The organism is Mycobacterium saskatchewanense, from assembly GCF_010729105.1.
GTDB classification, from domain to species: domain Bacteria; phylum Actinomycetota; class Actinomycetes; order Mycobacteriales; family Mycobacteriaceae; genus Mycobacterium; species Mycobacterium saskatchewanense.
Map to the genome: position 1 here is coordinate 1816532 of NZ_AP022573.1, position 19846 is coordinate 1836377.

Annotated in this window: 18 protein-coding genes and 1 tRNA gene; 7 read left to right on the top strand and 12 right to left on the bottom strand. The window is 67.0% G+C overall.

The annotated features are described in order from the left end of the window. Positions 1–19: 19 nt before the first annotated feature. From G6N56_RS08350 to lipQ, 4 genes are all read right to left on the bottom strand, one after another. Positions 20–2374: a glycerol-3-phosphate 1-O-acyltransferase gene (locus G6N56_RS08350; protein WP_085254949.1), complete on the bottom strand. Its 2355-nt coding sequence runs from the start codon at positions 2372–2374 to the stop codon at positions 20–22. Further along, on the bottom strand, positions 2371–4053 hold the full coding sequence (locus G6N56_RS08355; RefSeq protein WP_085254948.1) for an HAD-IB family hydrolase/lysophospholipid acyltransferase family protein: 1683 nt from the start codon (positions 4051–4053) through the stop codon (positions 2371–2373). The genes G6N56_RS08350 and G6N56_RS08355 overlap by 4 nt, the downstream gene beginning before the upstream one ends. Beyond that, positions 4050–5519, bottom strand: coding sequence for a WS/DGAT/MGAT family O-acyltransferase (locus tag G6N56_RS08360; protein ID WP_085254947.1), 1470 nt, complete (start codon positions 5517–5519; stop codon positions 4050–4052). Before G6N56_RS08360 ends, G6N56_RS08355 begins: the two co-directional genes overlap by 4 nt. Before the next feature lie 152 nt (positions 5520–5671). Beyond that, positions 5672–6913, bottom strand: a complete 1242-nt coding sequence (gene lipQ / locus G6N56_RS08365) for an esterase LipQ (protein WP_085254946.1) — start codon at positions 6911–6913, stop codon at positions 5672–5674. Positions 6914–7098: 185 nt separating this feature from the next. Between lipQ and G6N56_RS08370 the strand changes: the two genes are divergently transcribed. Both G6N56_RS08370 and G6N56_RS08375 read left to right on the top strand, forming a co-directional pair. Next, positions 7099–7172: transfer RNA gene (locus G6N56_RS08370), tRNA-Arg, on the top strand. Continuing rightward, positions 7161–7325 carry a hypothetical protein gene (locus G6N56_RS08375; protein WP_158090707.1) on the top strand — a complete coding sequence of 55 codons (165 nt, stop codon included), beginning with the start codon at positions 7161–7163 and terminating at the stop codon, positions 7323–7325. The genes G6N56_RS08370 and G6N56_RS08375 overlap by 12 nt, the downstream gene beginning before the upstream one ends. Before the next feature lie 17 nt (positions 7326–7342). On the opposite strand, the gene G6N56_RS08380 is transcribed toward G6N56_RS08375, so the two are convergent. Further along, entirely contained in the window at positions 7343–8596 is a 1254-nt protein-coding gene (locus tag G6N56_RS08380) for an IS256 family transposase (RefSeq protein ID WP_085254945.1), read from the bottom strand. Positions 8597–8804: 208 nt separating this feature from the next. Here G6N56_RS08380 and G6N56_RS29445 point away from each other — a divergent pair, with 208 nt between their 5' ends. From G6N56_RS29445 to G6N56_RS08395, 3 genes are all read left to right on the top strand, one after another. After that, on the top strand, positions 8805–9032 hold the full coding sequence (locus tag G6N56_RS29445; protein WP_142280515.1) for a nitronate monooxygenase: 228 nt from the start codon (positions 8805–8807) through the stop codon (positions 9030–9032). After that, positions 8987–9160, top strand: a complete 174-nt coding sequence (locus tag G6N56_RS08390) for a hypothetical protein (RefSeq protein ID WP_163645066.1) — start codon at positions 8987–8989, stop codon at positions 9158–9160. The genes G6N56_RS29445 and G6N56_RS08390 overlap by 46 nt, the downstream gene beginning before the upstream one ends. A 237-nt stretch (positions 9161–9397) precedes the next feature. Then, positions 9398–10243, top strand: coding sequence for a helix-turn-helix transcriptional regulator (locus G6N56_RS08395; protein ID WP_085254944.1), 846 nt, complete (start codon positions 9398–9400; stop codon positions 10241–10243). Positions 10244–10275: 32 nt separating this feature from the next. Here G6N56_RS08395 and G6N56_RS08400 read toward each other — a convergent pair whose 3' ends face one another. Further along, complete coding sequence (locus G6N56_RS08400) at positions 10276–11007, bottom strand: alpha/beta fold hydrolase (RefSeq protein WP_085254943.1); 732 nt, start codon at positions 11005–11007, stop codon at positions 10276–10278. 40 nt (positions 11008–11047) lie between these two features. Continuing rightward, positions 11048–11944 (bottom strand): LLM class flavin-dependent oxidoreductase, encoded by an 897-nt coding sequence (locus tag G6N56_RS08405; RefSeq protein WP_085254942.1) that lies wholly within the window; start codon positions 11942–11944, stop codon positions 11048–11050. 503 nt (positions 11945–12447) lie between these two features. Here G6N56_RS08405 and G6N56_RS08410 point away from each other — a divergent pair. Next, positions 12448–12864 (top strand): nitroreductase/quinone reductase family protein, encoded by a 417-nt coding sequence (locus G6N56_RS08410; protein WP_085254940.1) that lies wholly within the window; start codon positions 12448–12450, stop codon positions 12862–12864. A 307-nt stretch (positions 12865–13171) separates the two neighbouring features. Here the strand turns inward: G6N56_RS08410 and G6N56_RS08415 are convergent, their stop codons facing one another. The 4 genes from G6N56_RS08415 to G6N56_RS08430 all read right to left on the bottom strand — a co-directional run bounded on the left by G6N56_RS08415 (position 13172) and on the right by G6N56_RS08430 (position 17555). Next, positions 13172–13933 (bottom strand): enoyl-CoA hydratase/isomerase family protein, encoded by a 762-nt coding sequence (locus G6N56_RS08415; protein ID WP_085254939.1) that lies wholly within the window; start codon positions 13931–13933, stop codon positions 13172–13174. Between the two features lie 82 nt (positions 13934–14015). Continuing rightward, positions 14016–16001, bottom strand: a complete 1986-nt coding sequence (locus tag G6N56_RS08420) for an oxidoreductase (RefSeq protein WP_085254938.1) — start codon at positions 15999–16001, stop codon at positions 14016–14018. A gap of 9 nt (positions 16002–16010) precedes the next feature. Further along, entirely contained in the window at positions 16011–16205 is a 195-nt protein-coding gene (locus tag G6N56_RS08425; protein WP_085254985.1) for a ferredoxin, read from the bottom strand. 120 nt (positions 16206–16325) lie between these two features. Further along, positions 16326–17555 (bottom strand): amidohydrolase family protein, encoded by a 1230-nt coding sequence (locus G6N56_RS08430; protein ID WP_158090705.1) that lies wholly within the window; start codon positions 17553–17555, stop codon positions 16326–16328. Between the two features lie 125 nt (positions 17556–17680). Between G6N56_RS08430 and G6N56_RS08435 the strand changes: the two genes are divergently transcribed. Beyond that, positions 17681–18649: a GlxA family transcriptional regulator gene (locus G6N56_RS08435; protein WP_158090704.1), complete on the top strand. Its 969-nt coding sequence runs from the start codon at positions 17681–17683 to the stop codon at positions 18647–18649. A 4-nt stretch (positions 18650–18653) separates the two neighbouring features. Here G6N56_RS08435 and G6N56_RS08440 read toward each other — a convergent pair whose 3' ends face one another. Continuing rightward, positions 18654–19748, bottom strand: coding sequence for a CaiB/BaiF CoA transferase family protein (locus tag G6N56_RS08440; RefSeq protein WP_158090703.1), 1095 nt, complete (start codon positions 19746–19748; stop codon positions 18654–18656). Positions 19749–19846 lie beyond the last annotated feature (98 nt).

A 19846-nucleotide genomic window follows, 5' to 3' on the forward strand; every position in this document is an offset into this window, starting at 1 on the left:
TATGGGCGGCGAGCGGCAACTACGGAGCCTGGCCGTCCGGTCGGCTCCGTCGCGCCTCGGCCTCGCGGGCGACGAACTGGGCGCGGGCGAGCTTGCCCACGTAGTCACAGTCGCGCAGGATGTCGCGCAACTCCCGACGGAAGGCGGCGCGCCGCTCGGGCAGGCCGGGCCCGGGCGCGATCAGGTCTTGGTCGGCCACCACCTGATAGGCGGTGGTGAACAGTAGCGTCGACACGGATTCGCTGCTGCGCACCCGGGTCTGTGCCACGTATTGCCGGCCGACGCCGAGTGCCGCCTTCGTGAGCTCCTTCTGGCTGACATCCGCCGCCGCATCACGCAAGACGTCGGCGACGATCTCGTAAGCCTCGAAGAACACGCGCAACATCGCGTCTGCCATGAGCGGACGCTTGGCGAGCAGCAGCCCCTCGATCTCGTCGCCGCCGGCGGTGACGTGCGCCTCCCAATCGTCGTGCCACGCCATTTCTTCGGCGACGTTGGCGCGGAACGCCGCCGAGTCGGCGAAGTAGAAGTCGAATTTCAGCAGATCGCGCAGCCGCATGGCCTGGGACCAGAACGCCTCCATGCGGTCACCGCCGGCCCGTTTGGCGTGCGCCAGAGCCAGCTCGACGATGGAGGTCTCGAGGAAGGCGTGGATGACCGAGTTCCGGTAGAACGCCGCGGCGTGTTCCTCGTCGGGCCCGATCAGCCACACCGGTTCCCGGCCGCCGTCGACGCGGGTGATCGGGTGCTCGTTGGACAGGGTGTCGACCGCCGCGCGCACGCCCTCGCGCGTACGGAGCCGCAGCGCGCTCGTCGACATCGGGATCTGTTTGCGCTCGAGGTAGTCCAGCGAGTCCTGCAAGGTGTGGTGCAGCTGACCGAGCGTCAACGCCGCGCCGCGGGTGGTCAACAGCAGCGCGCACACCAAACCGGTGGCCGTGACCGGCGTCGACTGCAGGATCCGCCAAGCCACCTCGAACGACATCTTCTGCAGCGCAAGCTTTTTGGCGTCAGGATCATGGACCAACGAGCCGTGCGGTGGACCGAGGTATTGGCGCATCGAGACCGCCTCGGGGAAGCGGACATAGATCTTGCCGTAGTTGCGCTCCCCCTGCGCCCGGATGAAGTTGTACAGCCAGCCGAGGCCCTCGGGAGTCTTTTCCCCGCCGCGGGCGTACGCGGCGTACTCGGCGGTCTCGTGTAACTGGTCGAAACTGATCGACACCGGCTGCAAGAGGATGTCTTCGCTGCGGCCGTCCAGGTAGGCGTCGGCCACATAGGCCAACAGACCGAGCTTGGGCGGCAACATCTTTCCGGTGCGCGACCGGGTGCCCTCGATGGACCAGCTCAGGTTGAACCGCTTCTCGACGATGTAGCCGACGTACTCGCGCAGGACGTACTTGTAGAGCGCGTTGTCGCCGATGTTGCGGCGAATGAAGATGACGCCGGAACGGCGCAGCAGCGGTCCCATCGCCCCGAACGACAGGTTGATGCCCGCGAACACGTGCACCGGCGGGAGCCGGTTCTCCTGCATCGCCACCGGCAGCACCGCGCCGTCGATGTAGGACCGGTGGGAGAACAGCAGCACGGCCGGGTGCGTCTCCAGGGCGGCGCGCATCGCCGCGACCTGGTATTCGTCGTAGTCGAATTCGGGGTCGAATCCGCGGCTGAGCGCCCTGCCCAGGACGCCGACCAGGTCGACGGACACCCGGCTCCAGCCGGTGGAGAGCTCGTCGAGCATCCGCCCGGCCTCTTCGACGGTGGCGCCGGGAATCTTCTTGAGGCCGGCGCGAAACCGGGCCGATGCCAAAATTTCCGGCTTCACCAGCCGCGGGGACTTGTACTGCGGCCCCAGGATTCGATACTCGACGCGTTCGATCGCCAGGATGGCGCGGCGGATGACGAACTGGGCGAAGTCGCTCTTCTCCTGCCCGACGGTGGTGTCGCGCCACTGCTGGCGGAGTTCAGACACCTTGGCGGACTCGCCGGCCACCACCCGGGCACGGTACGGGGCGCTGCGCAGGATCTGTCGCTGCCGCCGCTCGTTGGGGTGGTAGGGGTCACGCCCGGGCAGCAGCCCGGCCACCTTGGCGACCCGGCCCCGGTCCGCGGGCGGCAGCCAGAACACCCGCACCGGGACGATCGAGCGGTCGTCCCCGGATTCGAACTGCGCCGCCAGCGCAGTCAGCACCGCGGGCGGCGCGTCGGGCTGCGGCAGCTCGATCACGTCGAAATGCGCCGCCGGGTTGGCGGCGCGTTGCCGGGCCAACCAGGCCGTCACCAACTCTTTTTCGACCGGCGAGGTCATGGACGCCAACACCAGCGAGTCTTGGGCGGTCAGGACTGCGCTGGTGTCCGCGGCCGGCTGGGTCATGGCGGCGAGCCCGCCGACTCGGCACTGGGCAGGTCGGCCTGGGCTGGCGCTGTTTTCGGCGTGACCTTCTTCGCCGGGGCCTTGGCGGCCGCCTTGGCCGGTGCCTTCTTGGGGGCAGCCTTCTTCGCGGGCGTCTTCTGGCCCTTGGCTTTGGCCGCCGCCTTCTTCTCGGCGTACAGGTTCACCTCGGGCAGCGCGTCGACGGGCCAGTTGGCCAGCGTGTCCAGATACAGCTGGCGGACCGCGGCGATGCGTTCGGGCAGGTCCTCGAGCGTCCAGTCCTGCACCGAGATGGGCGGGAAGACGGCGACGTCGACGGTGCCGGGGTTGATCGTGGTCGAGTTGCGGGCCGCGACAATTTCCGCGTTGCGGATGACGATCGGCACGATCGGGATCCCGACCGCCATCGCGATTCGGAACGCGCCCTTCTTGAACGGCCCCACCTCGGTGGTGTCGATCCGGGTGCCCTCCGGGGCGATCACGATCGACAGCCCCTTTCGGGCGAGCTCTTCGACCTGGTGCAGCGACTCCACCGCGGCGACCGGATCGTCGCGATCGATGAACGCGGCGTCCATCGCCTTGCCGATCGTGCCCATGATCGGATCCTTGGCCAGTTCCTTCTTGCCCACCGCGGTCCAGTTGTCGCGCACGAGGGCGCCGGTGATCACCGGGTCGACCTGGTTGCGGTGGTTGAAGATGAAGACCGCGGGGCGCTGCGCGGTGAGGTTCTCTCTGCCGATGACGTTGAGGTTCACGCCGGTCGTCGCCAGCAGCATCTGCGAGAACGTGGAGGTGAAGAAGTTGACGCCGCGGCGCCGGCTGCGGGTCAGGACGCCGATCCCGACCGCGCCGGCCGCGACCGGGAAGAGCGAACCGAAACCGGCCAGCGTCCGCAGTTGCCGGCGCAGGCCCACGGGTCCGCGGCTGTTGAACCTCAGGATCGGCCAGCCGCGGCGCCTGGCGACGGCGGCCATCTTGCCCTCGGGGTTGGTCGGCCGGGGATTGCCGACCAGGTACATCAGCGCGACGTCCTCGTCGCCGTCGGCGTAGAAGTAGCTGTCCTTGAGGTCGATGCCGTGCTCGGCGGCGAATCGCTGCACCGCGGCGGCCTTCCCCGGTCCCCACAGGATCGGCTTCTCCACCCCGCCGGTGAGCAGCCCGTCCTCGGTGGTCTCGAACTTGTTGGTGAGCATGTTGGAGATGCCGAGGAATCGCGCCACCGGGTTGACCTGGATGGTCAGCGCCGACGAGCTCAGGACGACGGTGTGTCCGCGCGCGACATGCGCGCGCACCAGTTCGCGCATCTCGGGGTAGATGCGCGACTCGATCCGCTGGACGAACAACCGCTCGCCGATCTCCTCCAGGTCGTCGATCAGCCGTCCGGCCAGCGCCGCGGCGGCCTTGCCGATCAGGTCTTCGAACTCGATGCGCCCGAGCGTGTGGCTCAGGCCGGCCTGAATCATGCTGAGTAGCTCGCCCACACCCATGTCGCGGCGCAGGAGGCGCTCCTGGGTGAGGATGACGGCGGTGAAGCCGGCCACCAGCGTTCCGTCGAGGTCGAAGAAGGCCCCGATTTGGGGTCCGGGCGGACTGGCCATGATCTCGGCCACCGAGCCGGGCAGCCGCATATCCGTTGACTGGTTGGTCGTTTCGCGGGCGCTTTCTTCTGAGGCGCTCATGAGCCCGCCGCCGGCCGCGTCGAGGTAGCCGGTTCGCTGAACGAAGCGGGCACTGCGCGGGGTGGCGGGTCGCCGGCGAGCGCCAGGATCTCGTCGAAGCCGTCGAGCAGGCACTGGGCGAACAGCGGCTCGTTGCGCACGGCCGCCCGGTCGTAGCGCACGGTGATGGTGCACCAGCCGCCGCGCGAGATCAGCACCACCATCATCGCCACGCCGGGCAGTGGGCCGATGCCGTACTGGCGCAGCACTTTTGCACCGGCGATGTAGGTGTCTCCCGGGTACACCGGGACGTTGCTGGCCTGCACGTCCGAGCCGATCACCGAGCCGGTGATGCCCTCGAGGATCGCGGTCGGCAGGACGCTCAGCACCGGCGCGATGGAGCCGATGATGTTCATCGCCGGCTCGTCGCGGCGCTGCGTCATCTGCGCACGGATCTTCTTCATCCGCGAGACCGGGTCGACGGTGCCCACCGGCGCCGCGAGGTTGACGCCGGTGAACCGGTTGCCGCCGGCGGTGTCCGCGTCGGCGCGCAGGTTCACCGGGACCGCCATGGGCAGCGTGCTGATCGGCACGCCCCAGGCCTCGTGGTAGCGCCGCAGCGCGCCGCACAAGCCCGCGAGGTAGGCGTCGTTGATCGATCCGCCGCCCGCCTTCGCGGCCCTGTGCAGGTCGGAGAGCGGGATGTCGATCGCCTCCGTGCGGGTGGCGAGGCTGCGCCGGCGCAGCAGCGGGGACGGCTCGGCGGCCCGGTTCATCACCCGCATCCCGGACAGGGCGTAGCTGACGATGCCCGACGCCGTCGATGCCGGCTCCAGCACGGCCCGCCCGGCCACCGACACCGCGCCGGCCACCGCGCCGACGACGCCGTTGACGATGGCGATGGGCAGGCGGTTGAGGCCCTGCCGCATGAGATCGTTGGGCGTCAGATCCTGCGGGATTGGCAGCGGCGGCGTCGGCTTGGCCGGCGGTTCGCGCTCCAGGTCGTAGATTTCGGCGAACATCTCCACCCCGCCGACGCCGTCGGTGACGGCGTGGCTGACGTGCAGCAGCGTCGCGGCCCTGCCCTCGGGGAGACCCTCGACCAGGGTGGCCGTCCACAGCGGCCGGGAGATGTCCATCGGGGACTGCAGGATCACCTCGGCGAGATCGAAGACCTCGCGCAGGGTGCCGGGCTCGGCGACGCGCACCCGCCGCACATGGAAGTCGAGGTTGAAGTCGGGGTCGACCACCCAGCGCGGCGACGCCGTCGGCAGCGTCGGTACGACCACCTTCTGCCGTAGCCGCAGCACCTTCCGGGAGGCGTTCTCGAACCGCGTTCGGAAGCGGTTCCAATCGGGCGTCAAGTCGAGCAGTTCCAGCGCCATGATTCCCGAGCGCGTGCGGGGATTCGCCTCCCCGCGGTGCATCAGGTAATCGACCGGCCCGAGCTGGTCGGACAGCTTGATGGTGCCGGTGGACTCAGTCATGGTCGTTGTTCCGACGCGTCAACCTTGTCACCGTCGATCAAGCCTCCTCCTCGGACTGCCCGTCCAGTCGCCACCACAACGCTAGTCGGGTTGCCGCGCCGGTGAAAGCAGTGGCTTGGGTGCCGACACCCTGGGCCGAGCGTCCAGTGAGCTCAGCTCGCCGGGGCCGCGGCCAGCGAGAACGCGTCCATGAGCGAGGTGGTGCGGCGTCCGTAGACGACTCCGAGGAAGTCGGAGACCGCACCGGCCGCCAGCCGCGAGCGGACGGTCGGGGTGATGTCGAACGCGTGGTGGGCGTTGGCCAGCTCGGCGAAGGCCACCGTGGGCGCGCCGGCCGCGCGCAGCGCCGCGCAGAAGGTCCGGCCCTGGGCGCTGGGCACCAGTTCGTCCTTGTCGCCGTGTAGCACGAAGAACGGCGGCGCCCCGCTGTGCACGTACGAGATCGGCGACGCGGCCCTGAACCGCTCGGGGTCGTCGTCGTAGCGGGCCTTCAGCACGAAATGCTCGAGGAACGGCAACATCAGCTCGTGCATGTTCTCGAAGTCGGTGAAGTCGTACACGCCGTAGTACGGCGCGACGGCCTGCACCGTCGTGTCGGCGTGCTCGAATCCCGGCTGGAACTGCGGGTCGTTCGGGGTCAGGCCGGCCAGCGAAGCCAGGTGCCCGCCCGCGGACCCGCCGGTGATCGCGATGAAGTCGGGGTCGCCGCCGTAGTCGGCGATGTTCTCGCGTACCCAGGCGATCGCCCTCTTCACGTCGATGAGGTGGGTGGGGAAGGCGCAACGCGGGCTCTTGCTGTAGTTGATCGAGACGCAGATCCAACCGAGTTCGACCATCCGGCTCATCAGCGTGTACGCCTGGGGGCGTTTGTCGTTGACGGCCCACGCGCCTCCCGGCACCTGGATGAGTACGGGCGCGCGGCGGCCGGGGGCCAGGTCGTCGCGGCGCCAGATGTCGAGCAGGTGTTCGCGCCCGCCGGGACCGTAGGGGATGTCGGAGGTCTGCGCGGCGTAGCGGCGGCGCGGCCCGGGCCTGTTCAACAGTCCGCCGCGCGGGGCGCATCCGGACTGGGCGCAGGCCGGGTGCGAGACCTGGTCGCGGTAATCCGGCCCGAACGAATCCTCGAGCGCGGCGGTGAGCGCGTGGTCCGCCCGCTGCGCGGCCCATGTGTTGGCAACACGTCCGATCGACGGGTGCGCCACGCGGGACAGCGCGTGCCCGGTCACGACGTGCGGTGGGAACTCGGCGACGAGCCAGCCGGCGACCCAGCCGAGCGCGAACGGGGAGCCGCGCAGCAACAGCGCGCCGGCCCGGTAGGTGTCCTTGGCATCGGACAAAAGCGCCTCGATACCTGCTCGCGAGCATCGCGAAGTCAGGTTCATGGCCACGCTCATAGCAACGCCACCCCTCGACGTCAGGCACACGCTCCGTTGCGGTGAACGGCTGTTTATCAACCGTTGTTGTACGTGTGTCGAGGTTCACACCATAGCCGGTAAGGCCGGTGGCGGAACATATTTCGGGCGTGGCGCGTTGCGAAAAGTTCGCCGGGCGTGTCGTTCGATAGACTGACCTGCGCATTGCCTCCGTAGCTCAGGTGGATAGAGCAAGGGCCTTCTAATCCCTAGGTCGCACGTTCGAGTCGTGCCGGGGGCACTGGTCAGAGGGTATTTCGGGGCCGCCGCAGTTCGGGTCATCGTTGATGTCCGTAACGATGCGATCCAGCAGGTCGGTGACCTGACTGCGGACACGCCCCCGGCGACATGGCCGGTCAAGTCCTGGGACGTGGTGTACGACGTCGTCGTGTGATTCTTCGAGGTAATGGTTCAGGCGGTCAGTGCCGCCGGGGTGTCCTCCTGTTCTGTCGATGGTGTGTGGTCGACACGGGATTTGCTGAGAACCTCAAGTCCGAGGTAGCGCCGCGATTCGGCCCATTCGTCATGTTGTTCGGCCAGCACCGCACCGACGAGGCGGATCAGGGCGTTGCGATCGGGGAAGATGCCGACAACGTCGGTGCGACGTCGGATCTCTTTGTTGAGCCGTTCCTGGGGATTGTTCGACCAGATCTGGCGCCAGATCTGTTTGGGGAAGGCGGTGAACGCCAGCAGGTCGTCGCGGGCGTCCTCCAAGTGCGCGGCCACCTTGGGCATTTTGTCGACCAGTGCGTCGATGACCCGATCGTATTGCGCGGCAACAGAGTCGGCGTCAGGCTGGTCGAACACCGAGTGCACCAGGGTGCGCACCCACGGCCAGGAGCTCTTCGGAGTAACCGCCATCAGATTGGTCGTGTAATGGGTACGACACCGCTGCCACGACGCTCCGGGCAAGGTGGCGCCGATCGCGCTGACCAGCCCGGCGTGGGCGTCAGAGGTGACCAGTCGAACTCCGGACAGACCGCGGGCGGTCAGCGCCCGCAGGAACGTCAACCAGCCGGCCCCGTCCTCGGCGGTGGTGACGTCAATGCCCAGGATTTCGCGGTAGCCCTCGGCGTTGACCCCGGTCGCGATCAGGGCGTGCACGTTGACCACCCGGCCGGCCTCGCGGACTTTGAGGACCAGGGCGTCAGCAGCCATGAACGTGTAGGGACCGGCATCGAGCGGTCGGGTCCGGAAGGCTTCCACGGCGGCGTCGAGCTCTTTGGCCATCACCGACACCTGCGACTTCGACAGCGACGTGATCCCGAGGGTCTCGACGAGTTTGTCCATCCGCCGCGTCGACACCCCAAGCAGATAGGACACCCCAAGCAGATAGCAGGTGGCCACCACGGTGGTCAGGGCGCGCTCGGCGCGTTTGCGGCGTTCCAGCAGCCAGTCCGGGAAGTAGGAGCCGTGGCGCAGCTTGGGGATCGCCAGATCCAACGAGCCTGCGCGGGTGTCGAACTGGCGTTGCCGATAGCCGTTGCGCTGATTCGTCCGCTCGGCGCTGCGCTGGCCGTATCCGGCACCGCACAGGGCATCGGCTTCGGCACCCATCAGGGTATGGATGAACGTGGCCAACAACTCGCGCAGCACGTCGGGGTGGCAGCTAGTGAGTCGTTCGGCCAACACCGCGGGCAGGTCGATATCGTGGGCACTGGTCATCGCGTTGATTCCTTTGCTCGAGTGACTTTGGTCGGTCTCTCGAAGAATCACGCGATGACCTTCAATCACTCGGCTACGACACGCCGGTCCTCAACTCCTGGCCCGACTCATACACCACCTTGGTGGACGCAACCGACATGGCCTCGCGGACCAACCGTCGGAAGTGTTATTCCTGCGCTGAGAAGCGCTCCCATACGCCTCCGCTTGTTTGCATGCTGGGCCGGCTCTGGTTCTCCAGGTCATCGACATCGCCGGCACTATCCCCGTGGTTGCCACCGGTGGTATCGCCGACGGTCGAGGGCTCGCGGCCGTGCCGGCATTGGGAGCGCAGGCGGTGAACCGTGGAACCCTCTCCCCACCGAGTTCGCGGGAAGTCATGACTCGAAGAAGATGGTGGTCGTCGACGCCGCCGCCGCCGCCGCTGAGGACACGGTAACGGCGCGGTACGGCAACCAGCGGGTGCTTCGTAGTACGCCAGTCCTGGCGGCGCAGCGGGAGGGCCGAGGTGGCAGCCTGGCCGACCTCGTCGGTGAACTCGGCCCCCAAACATTCGAGGGACCCTGATGGGCAAAGGGCACGAGTGCATCCCTTCCGGGGGCCGACCCGCTGGACTGATCCGCGGCAGCCTACCCGCTGCGGAGATTGTGCGCCGCGTCGTGACACTCGCGCCACGACGCTATTGCACAAGCGCGTAGACCACGACGGCTGGACGATGACGGGCACCGCGGACCTGGGCTGCTTAGACTTGCCGTTGTCCTGTGATCCACCAGGGACAGTTGTGTAGAGCTAGGCAGGGTCGTGATGGACAGCAAGGATGGCCATCGGCTCATCACGGTGCCGGATAGGCATGCGCTCGCGCAATTCCTGCGCGCGCGCCGAAAAGCGGTGCAGCCCGACAGTGTTGGGCTGCCGGCCAATGGGCGGCGTCGGGTGGCCGGGTTGCGCCGCGACGAGGTCGCGCGGCTGGCGGACATCAGCGTCGAGTACTACCAGCGCCTGGAGCAGGGCCGGCATCGACATCCGTCCGAGGCCGTCATCCGCGGGATTATCCGTGCCCTGCAACTGGATTCCGACGCCGCGGCCTACTTGCGCCAGCTGGCTGGTCGCCGTGAGTCCGGTCAGCGGCATCCAGAACGTGGTCCTCAGCTCCACCCCGCGGTCCAGCACCTGATCGACAGCTGGCCGCTCACGCCCGCGCATGTCTTTCGCAGCCCCACGCTGACGGTCGTGGCCGCCAACCGGCTGGCGTTGTCACTCTCACCGCTGTTCGGTCCGGGCCACAACTCGCTGCGTGCGTTGTTCTTCGAACCGGAGATGCGCGAGTTCTACCGCAACTGGAACGATCTGGCTACGCGAGCGGTACCGTATCTTCGCTCCCTGCTGGGCGCCGATCGGGACGACCCGGAACTGATCGACTTGATCGGCGAGCTGAGCAACCGAAGCGCTCAATTCCGCGAGCTATGGGCGCGCCAGGAGGTCAAGCGCGACCCCCGCGGGTTCGTGCTCATCAACCACCCGCAGGTCGGTCCGATTGATCTGCACTACCAGCAACTGGTCCTTCCAGACACCGGCCATCTGCTCGTACCTTACTGGGCCGATCCGGGTTCGTCTTCCGAGGCCAAGCTGCGCCAGCTCGCCTCCATGTGAGCCGTTTGGTCTTGCCGCTGCAGCTCAGCCATTCATAGCGTGGCTGCCCGAGTGAGTGCACCGGCGAGTGCAGGGGCTTGCGTCAGCTGGGCTTCGTGGCTTCCCGGCGTGTAAATGACGGGCGCGCCGTGCAGACGGTCGGGGAAGCGCGGTATCCACCCGAATTCGCCTGCGGGCAAGGCGATGTCATCTTTGGAGATGACGTAGCTCGACGGAAGTTGCAGCTGCTGCAACTGTTCCAGCTCGAGCGACTCGGTCATGGTGTGCAACGGCTGGCGTTCGAGCAGCGGGTAAATGATGCGTTGGGTTTCCGCAGTAGCGTCCTGCATGAGCGCCGACGCGAAGATCTCGAATGGGAAGATGACGGAGTTATCGTCGGATGCGGCGGCGCTCGCCCGGAACAACTCTCCGTAGGCGGGCGGGCACAGGTCAATCATGGATTCGCCGCTCGCCGGGACAAAAGCGCTCCAATACACCAGCCTGGATATGCGAGCGGCGAGCCGAACGCCGGCCCCGGAGATCACAAAGCCGCCCCAACTGTGTCCGACAAGGGCGATGTCGGTCAGCTGATGGCTTTCGACATAGTCGACGAGGTAGTCGACGGCGTCCGACAGGTGAATGTCGGCGCGCCGGTCCTCGGGATTCAAACCCGGGAGTGTGGGTGCATAGACGGTGTGGCCACCTGTGCGTAGGCACTCGGCGACCGGACGCCACGACCAGCCGCCGTGGCAGGCCGCGTGAACGAGGACGAAGGTGGTCGGCACAAGGCTTCCCTATGTCAACTCTGGTGTGCTGCCGCTTAAGTTAATCCGAGCGTTCCGCGCCGACCTGCTCCCGTACCTCAGGGACCACTTCGGCGGCGAATCTTTCGATGACGTCGGCAGATTCCACACGGAAGAGGATGAAGACGCTGACGCCCTCGGCCAGGGCGACGTCGGTCAGCTGCTCGGCCCACTTGGCCGGCGGGCCGTGCAGGAAGCCGCCTTGGGCGGCGGTGAATTCCCCGGCGATGTTGTAGGCGCGGCGCACGGTCGCCGGTTCGCGCCGCGCGGCCACCGCCGCGTTATCGATGATCTTGTTAGCCGCGGAGAGCTGATCCGGTCCCAGGAACGGTGAGCTGGAGATCCAGACGTCACCCCGACGGCCGACCATTCTCAGCAGCCGCGGTTGGTAGGCGCCCAGCCACACATTGATGTCATGTGACGGTCGCGGTCCCGGCGTGGCGCCGTCGACGTGGTAATGGTTGCCGCGGAAGTGGACCGGCTCATTCTGCGTCCAGAGAGCGCGGATGATCTGGATGGCCTCGTCGAGGGCATCGACCGATTCGCCGGGGCCGCGGCGCGGACCACCCTCCGCGACGATCGCATCCCACATCTGTTGGGCGCCGGCGCCGATGCCGAGCTCAAAGCGCCCGCCGCTGAGTAGATCCAGCGTCGTCGCGTTGCGGGCGAGCATGACGGGCGGGCGCAACGGCAGGTTCGCCAGATTGGACAGCACCCGCACCCGGTCGGTGACCGCGCAGATGGCCGCGAGCAGCGCGAAGGTGTCCAGTCGGTCGGGCCAGTAAGGGTGATCGGACAAACTCACCAGATCCAATTCCGCGCGCTCAGTGACCTCGGCCAATCGCGTCACTTCGAGCGGTCGACCGGGGGGCGGTTCCAGCAGCGTCCCGAACACGAGCGGGTGGCCGTAGTCGGTCATCGTCACAAACCCTCGTCAGAGGGCGGGGGTAGGCGTGCCGTGGACCCGGCTTGAGTGCTCAGCGAAGATGTGTGCCGCCTGGTAGCCGATCTCCGGATCGCCGTGATCAGATCCAAGCGGGCAACGACGCTCGCGCGGTCGTCGGAGCCACTGCCAACGGCGCGGATGGCCGCGGGGGCCGGTGCGAACTCACGCCGCAGCATGGCGTGCACCATCTGCGTTTCTCGCAGGACGAAATGCCCCTCGCCATCGCACACCGGTGTCTCCTTGCTGAAATCGTCGACAGAGCGTCTCCGTCACACCCATGCAACGAGAAAACTAACCCGCAGGGTTCACCTTTAGGGTGGCCCAACGACTACCAGTGAACGCGCGGGGGTGGGCGCCCCGCATGGGGTCAGGTACGAATGAGGGGTACCGGATCCCCGCGAGCTCCATTGCTTTACAGAGCGACCCGGACTGGACAACAACTGCCGCTGTACCGATGAGAAGTGAGGCGGGCGACGATGTGGGAACACAACGCGGCGGTCATCGAAGAATTTCGAGCCAATGGCGGCAGGGTCGGCGGTCATCTGGCGAGGGTGGACCTCATGCTCGTCACCGTCGCCGGGGCCAGAACTGGCACGCCAAGAACTTTGCCGTTGGCCTACTTCCGCGATGGGGATGATGTCTTCGTCATCGCCTCCGCAGCAGGATCACCGATGACACCCGCCTGGTACTACAACATGCTCGCCAACCCGAAAGTCATCGCCGAGGTCGGATCTGGACGTTACCGGGCCACGGCGGTTCCCGTCGAAGACCACTCCGAACGCGAACGACTATTTGCTATTGCGATCGCCCTCCAGCCTCCGTTTGCCGACTATAAGAGGAAGGCGCGGCGCAGCATTCCAATTATCCGACTTGTGCGCGATCCACGTCACTAGCCACTCCGCCCGTATCGCGGCGATTCAGTGCGGTTTCAGAGCGGTGCGAGTCGAACGGGGTTGGGCAATAATGCGATTAGCGGGGGCAGCGGCGATAGTTGGGAAGAGAGAGGGGGCGGCGTTGACGATCGCGGCGCGCTTGCGGGGCATCAGCACCGCCTTCGGATTATCCGCCGACCAAGTCTTGACCATCACCACCCGCTCTGTTTGACGACTGATACGACAGCGGTCACTGTCGTGAGGCGCGTTGGACCTGCGGCGAGAGGCTTGAGGCGCTGGTGTCACGCACTGCGCCGACGGGTGTCGATCAGTGACCCCGTGCGTTCCCGGCGAAGCCGCTGGCCTGAATCGCCGCAGCCATGCTCGCAAACGTCTCCTCCCCACCATGATTGAGCGGCCGTGGTATCAATCCGTTCAGCATGCGCTTGTACATGGCCCGGCCCAACGGGCTCGTCGCCCGCACCTCCGCGATGAGCTCCTCCACCCGGCCGGCGAGTTGCCCCTCTGGCACCACCTCGCCGATGATCCCGTAGCGTTCGGCCTCCACGGCGCTGATCGATTTGCCGGTGAACAGCATCTGCTTGACTTTCGGCAGTGGCGTGCGACCGAACAACAGGCACGGCGTGAACCCGTCGGCGGTGCCCATCTTTGCCTCGGTCAGAGCGAATCTCGCGTTGTCCGACGCTACCGTGAGATCGCACCACAGCGCCGTCACCAGACCCCCCGCATAGCAGGCGCCATTGATCGCGGCGATGACGGTCTTGTCGGTGTCCCTGATGTCGTAATACGGGAGATTGTCGAAGAACTGGTGCATGGCCAGCACACCGCCTTCGCTGATTCGCCGGTACGACTCCTTGAGGTCACCCCCCGCCGAGAAGGCGCTGCCGGCCCCCGTGATCACGATGATGTCCACCGAGTCGTCCACGTTCGCATTACGGACGGCCCAGCGAAGTTCCTCGTACATTCGCGGGGTGAACGCGTTCCTCGCCTCGGGACGGTTGAGGGTGACTCGCGCCACCCCGTCCTCGACCGCGTAGATCAGCTGTTGGAAGTCGTCGGGTAACAACATGGCGTCCTTCGTGATCGGAGGGTCTAGCTTGGCTCAGCGATTCCAAGACGTATGTCGAGGGCAGAGATTTGGGCCCGACTCATCACGCTGTCGCGGCACTTGTCGCCGTCACGCCGACTGCGAGTCCAGCTCGCCGGCCCTCTTGGACCGCGCGCTGCCAACCGAACGACCCATTGGCGTCCCCGATGGCGATCCGGGTCGGGCCTTCCGCCGGTAGGGCCGCATACAGCTCTCGGTTTGGCCGGTTGCGGCCGACCAGCACGACAATGTCGGCGTCCACCTCGGGACCGGCGCCACCGTGCAGATATTCGAAAGAGACTGCTTTGGAACGGATCTCGATCGGAACGACATCGGTGAGGATGCCGGTCAGCGCCACGCGCAGTCGTCGGTAGGCCAGCCCGGCCGTCAGGTTGCGCCCCGGGACGCGTTCACCGAGCGCGCTGAACCGGGTGGCGTAAACGACTCGGCAGCCCATCGCCAGCAGGTGTTCCGCGACCGCGACGCCTTCATGCTCGGCCAAGTCGTCGAAGACGACGGCACTCGAACCGGCGGGAGGACGCCAGCGTGACGACAGCACCTCCCATGAGGTGTGAACGTGGGAACGAGTATGACCGGCGAGGGGCGATGCCGGACGGGCGATTTGAAACCCGTCGTCGCGTGGCGACGACCCGGTGGCCACGATGACGACGTCGGGCGACAGCGCGAGGACGTCCTCGTGATCCACCGGGCATCGCAGCCGAACCGCGGCGCCCAGACGTTCCAACTCATCGGCGTACCAGCGCACCAGCGCGGTCAGATCGCTGCGATACGGAGCCCTCGAGGCGATCGCGAGTTGGCCACCGAGCTGGGGACGCATCTCGAGCACGGTCACCTCGTGCCCCACAAGGGCGGCCGTGCGCGCGGCCTCCAGCCCTGCGGGACCTCCCCCGACCACGACCACGCGCCGCGGTGACAGGGTCCGTCCCGATATCAGCTGACGACGATCCAGTTCGAGGCCGGCTTCGGGATTGTTCACGCATCGCAGGCCTCGGGCCATGTTGCCCAGGCACCCCTGGTTGGACGACGTGCAGGGCCGTACCTGCGCCTCGCGCCCCACCATCGTCTTGCGCACGAGCTCGGGGTCGGCGATGAGCGCGCGGACCATACTCACCAGCGATGCACGCCCCTCGGCGAGGATGGCGTCGGCCTGCTCGAGCGTCATGATCCGGCCGTTGACCATGGTGTCAACCTCGGCGGCCGCGGTGACGATGTCGCTGACCGGCAATTCGTAGCCGAGCGGGGCCTCCATCGTGGCCGAGGTCAGCGCGGGGTTGTAATAAGAGCCGGTCGACACGTCGATGAGCTGTACCGTCCGACCGAGCAGTCGCGCCACCTCCGCCGTCTCCGTCACGACGGTGCCACCGTGGGTGTCGTCCGCCGAGGACAACTTCACGGCGATGGGATACTCGGGCGCCGTGCTGGCGCGTACCGCGGCGATCACCTCCCGCAGGAAACGTGCGCGGTTCACGAGGTCGCCGCCATAGCCGTCGGTCCGGTTGTTGGTCAATGGCGACAGAAACTGGCTGAACAGGTAACCGTGCGCAGCGTGCAACTCCACCCCGTCGATGCCCGCGTCCATCGACCGTCGTGCGGCCATCGCGAAGGCTTCGACTATCTCGTCGATCATCGCCTGTGTCATCGGCTCGGCGACGGCCCCGGAGGCGGGATTCGGTACGTCGCTAGCCGACCACCGCGGCGCGTAGCGCAGCGTCCTCGGCGCCGAACTTCCCCCATGCCAGAGCTGTTGGAACAGCACCATGCCGTGACTGTGCGCCATGTCCGCCAGCCGGGACAGCCCCGACCGTACGTCGTCCCGGTACGCAGGTATGGCCGACGGGGACGTCTCATGCACCCCGCTGATCTCGAGGATGCTCATCCCCACCCCGCCCTTTGCCCGCGCTTCGTGATACGCCAGCATGCTGTCGTCAACGTCCAGCCAGGGCATCCCGGTCAAGTGTGCGGAGCGCGCAATCCTGTTGGCCAACAGGACATTACCGAGTCTCAGTGGGACGAACAGCCTGTCGTACATGCGATGCGGTCAGGCTTCCTCGACTGCGATGGCGCGCTCGGGGCAGTTCGCCGCCGCCAGTCGGACGGCTTCGTGTTCGCCGTCAGGCACGGTGCCGTCTCCGACCACCTGGACGAAACCGAGATCGTCGGCCTCGAGCACGGCGAGGTCGAATATCAAGCAACGCCCATGGCCCTGGCAGGCGCTGCTGACACCAACTTTCATGTTTCCTTCCAAGTCAACGACCCCCGGGCTTTGCATCAACGCCCGAGCCGGCCGCACGTACACCCCGAGCCGGGCGCCGCCCGCCGGACACGCTAATCAAACGGTGAGTGGTTAGCAAGGTCAGGGCAGCAACCACTTGCCGTTGTCGCGGAAGATCTTCTCGACGACGTCCCGACCGAACGGCTCCACCTTGCCGTACACCTTCGTGACCGCGTTGCGGCCGCCCTCGACGTGCGGGTAGTCGGTCGAAAAGGCCAGCACGTCCGCAACGTCGTGGCGTTGCAAATACACGTCGACCGGCTCGAACGGGAAGAAGGACACCCGCACATTGTTCTTGACGTACGTCGACGGCAGCTCGGTCAGCTTGTGCGGGTTGTCGGACATGTGACCCATGTTCTTGGCCCACATGTCCATGTTCTCCATCAGCGGCCCGATCCAATGGCCGCCCACCTCGATCACGCCGAACCGCAAACGCGGATGCCGGGCAAACACTCCGCCGGTCACCATGGCCGTCAGGAAGTTCTGGAACGGAATGTGCAGCATGGATGTGGAATAAGGATCGACGCTGAACTCGCCAAGCGAGCGGAACCCTTCGAACGGCTCGGCCCGAGCCCACGCATCGCTTTCGAGCAGCTTGCCCTCGCCGCCGATGTGCAGGGTGACGGTGACGTCGGCTTCGGCGCACATCGCCCACAGCCCATCGAGACTGGAGTGCGCCGGGGACACCCCGCCCGGCGGGATACCGGCAGGCAGCCAGATCGCCCGCAGCCCACTGTCGATCAATCGTCGCGCCGTCGCGATGATGCCGTCGACGGTGTCTTCGGCGATGGGCGCCACCGGACGCACGCGTGGCGAAAAGGAGGCCAGGCCTTCCAGCCATTCCTGGTACCGCGCGATGCACCGGTTGGCGACGTCGATCCGCCTCTCCGTCGTCGGGCCGATCGTCGGAAACAGGGAGTGGTCGTGGGCTTCGACCCGCAGGATCGTCCCATAAAGACCGACGCTGCCCGGAAACATCAGCTGCTTGCTGACGCCCATCTTGTCCATCACGTCCAGCCGCCTGCTGGTCAGGACGGCGCCCGGGGCGGTCACGCCCTTGACGTTGACGATGTCGTCGTCGATCGGTTTGACGTCGCCGGCATAGGTCGGGTCGTTCGGATGGTTCTTGTCCATCGGTCCCGCGGCCTCGCCCGTCGCGGTCCAGGCATCGATGAGGGGCTGCACGTCTGGCCCGAAGTAGTCGAGCCACTCCTGGACCGGCATCATCTCGTGGCTGTCGACGTCGATGATCTGCCCGGCGAGCGGTTCGAGCCCCGCTGGCATCACGGGCAGCGTTGCGACGGTTTCCACCATGGAATCCTTTCCCTCGGAGTGGTGTCAACGCTAAGCAACCCGGCGCTGATAGACCATGGCCGCGGACGACGATGTACTGGCCGATTGCGCCACATCGGCAGCCTCGCGTAGCGTCCGGCACCATGGCCGACCTCGTGGTGTTCGCGCCGGCGGCGGCGATCGCCAGCAGTGTTGCGTTGGCGAACGACATTCTGGCCCCGGCAAGCGCCGGCGCTGCACGGATTGCCGGCGGCGAGCCGGATCGCGTCTTGCTGGCGTCACTGGACGGCGCACCCGTGACATGCCGCGGCGGCCTGACGATCCCGTGTGACGCGGCGATCGCGGAGATCCGTTCCTGCACCCTCGTCTGGGTGGCCAGTTATGCCACGCCGCTGGCGGTCGGCGCCGAGCAGAACGCCGAGGTCGCACCCTGGCTGGCCGAGCAGCACCGCGGCGGCGCCCTCATCGCCGGGCACGGGCCGGGAACATACCTGCTTGCCGAGGCGGGCCTGCTCACCGGCAGGCTGGCGACCACGTACCGGCCATTGGCCGCCGAGTTCCGGCGACGACACCCCGAGGTCGATCTGCGGCCCGAGCGGCTCATCACCGATGCCGGCGGGGTCTACTGTTGCGTCGGCCTCAACTCGGCTGCCGATCTTTTGGTCACCCTGGTCGGCAAGTTGTATGGCCGTGCCGTTGCCACTTCGGTGGGGGCATGGGCGCTCGTCGACTCCGCGCGCAGTTATCGGGCGGTCACGACCGCGTTCGACGGAATGAAGTATCACGCCGACACCCAGGTGCTTGACATCCAGCTCTGGATCGAAGAGAACTACGGCAGCTCGGTGACCGTTGCCGAGATCGCGGCGATGTTCGCGATGAGTACCAGGACACTGATCCGACGGTTCCGGGCGGCGGTCGGGATGCCGCCGAGTGAGTATCTCGCCCGGGTTCGTGTCGAAGTCGCCAAAGACCTGCTCCGGAGCACGCGCATGACGGTGGCCGAGATCGCCGGCGCCGTTGGATACCGTGACCTGGGCGCCTTCTACGACTTGTTCGGCAAGCACGTCGGGGGCCGTCCCACAGCGTTCCGGAAGGCCGGGGCGCCGCCGTGATGATTCACGGGCGAGCCGGGAACTCGCCGCCCGCCAGGAACAGCTGCGCCCTGATCTCGGCGGAGTGCTGGCCCGACTCCTCGAGCGCGGGTCCGGGCCACCCGGGCGTGTCCGACAACAGCGGAGACGGTCGTCCCTCGATCCCCCGCGCTGTGCGGGCAAACAAGCCGCGTTCCTTCAGATGTGGGTGCAGGGGCAGCTCCTCGATGTCGAGGACGGGGGCACCGCAGATCTCCTCGTCCTCGAGCGCCTTGCTCCACTCGTCCCTTGTCCGGGTGAGGAAGATCTCGGCGATGCGCGCGCGCAACACCGGCCAACGCTCCTGTCGGTTCTGGTCGGCGACGTCTTCGTCGTCAAGCCCGAGGACCCGCAACAGGTTGGCATAGAACTTGGCTTCGACCGCGCCCACCGAGTACCAGCCGCCGTCCGCGCAGCGGTAGCAGCCGTAGTAGGGGGCCATGCCGTCCACGACGTTCGTGCCGCGGGGCCCGATGACACCGCAGGCATGGAGCTCGAGCATCGGCGCCATCAACTGCGCCGCCCCGTCCATGATCGCGGCGTCGACCACCTGGCCGCGCCCCGTCTTGTGCCGCGCCTGCAATGCGAGCAGCACGCCGATGACAGCGGTCAGTGAACCACCGGCCAGGTCGCCCACAAATGCGCCCGGAGGGACCGGAGCCTCGGCGCCGATCTGCCCGAGCGGGCCGGCGAGCGCGATGTAGTTGATGTCGTGCCCGACGTTGTGCGCGTAAGGACCGGACTGTCCCCAGCCGCTGACCCGGGTGTAGATGAGCCGCGGGTTCAGCTCACACAGCACCTCGGGACCGAGTCCGAGCCGCTCCATGACCCCCGGCCGGAAGCCCTCCACCAGCACGTCGGCGTGTTCCGCGATTCGGGTGGCGACCTCCACGTCGTCGGGGACGGAGAGGTCCAATATGATCGAGCGCTTGCCCCGCGAGAGAATGGGCGGCCCGTCGACCTGTATGCCCGCCCGCGTACCGCCCGGACGCTCGATGAGTACGACGTCGGCGCCGAAGTCCCCCAGGATCATGGCGGCGAAGGGCGCGGGAGCGATTGAGCTGAACTCAACTATCTTCAAGCCGCGCAACGGCCTTCGGTCGGCATCTGGGTGCTCGTCTACCACGCTCCGCCCTTCCCGTCGGGATCGATGCCAGAGCATATACCAATCATTGTTTG

What these genes read in the sequence shown, in the direction of transcription:
- G6N56_RS08380 (WP_085254945.1), bottom strand. Translation starts at nt 8,596, where the DNA reads ATGACCAGTGCCCACGATATCGACCTGCCCGCGGTGTTGGCCGAACGA.
- G6N56_RS08420 (WP_085254938.1), bottom strand. Translation starts at nt 16,001, where the DNA reads ATGTACGACAGGCTGTTCGTCCCACTGAGACTCGGTAATGTCCTGTTG.
- G6N56_RS08395 (WP_085254944.1), top strand. Translation starts at nt 9,398, where the DNA reads ATGGACAGCAAGGATGGCCATCGGCTCATCACGGTGCCGGATAGGCAT.
- lipQ (WP_085254946.1), bottom strand. Translation starts at nt 6,913, where the DNA reads ATGAGCGTGGCCATGAACCTGACTTCGCGATGCTCGCGAGCAGGTATC.
- G6N56_RS08425 (WP_085254985.1), bottom strand. Translation starts at nt 16,205, where the DNA reads ATGAAAGTTGGTGTCAGCAGCGCCTGCCAGGGCCATGGGCGTTGCTTG.
- G6N56_RS08435 (WP_158090704.1), top strand. Translation starts at nt 17,681, where the DNA reads ATGGCCGACCTCGTGGTGTTCGCGCCGGCGGCGGCGATCGCCAGCAGT.
- G6N56_RS08350 (WP_085254949.1), bottom strand. Translation starts at nt 2,374, where the DNA reads ATGACCCAGCCGGCCGCGGACACCAGCGCAGTCCTGACCGCCCAAGAC.
- G6N56_RS08415 (WP_085254939.1), bottom strand. Translation starts at nt 13,933, where the DNA reads ATGTTGTTACCCGACGACTTCCAACAGCTGATCTACGCGGTCGAGGAC.
- G6N56_RS08410 (WP_085254940.1), top strand. Translation starts at nt 12,448, where the DNA reads ATGTGGGAACACAACGCGGCGGTCATCGAAGAATTTCGAGCCAATGGC.
- G6N56_RS08405 (WP_085254942.1), bottom strand. Translation starts at nt 11,944, where the DNA reads ATGACCGACTACGGCCACCCGCTCGTGTTCGGGACGCTGCTGGAACCG.
- G6N56_RS08390 (WP_163645066.1), top strand. Translation starts at nt 8,987, where the DNA reads ATGGTGGTCGTCGACGCCGCCGCCGCCGCCGCTGAGGACACGGTAACG.
- G6N56_RS08360 (WP_085254947.1), bottom strand. Translation starts at nt 5,519, where the DNA reads ATGACTGAGTCCACCGGCACCATCAAGCTGTCCGACCAGCTCGGGCCG.
- G6N56_RS08355 (WP_085254948.1), bottom strand. Translation starts at nt 4,053, where the DNA reads ATGAGCGCCTCAGAAGAAAGCGCCCGCGAAACGACCAACCAGTCAACG.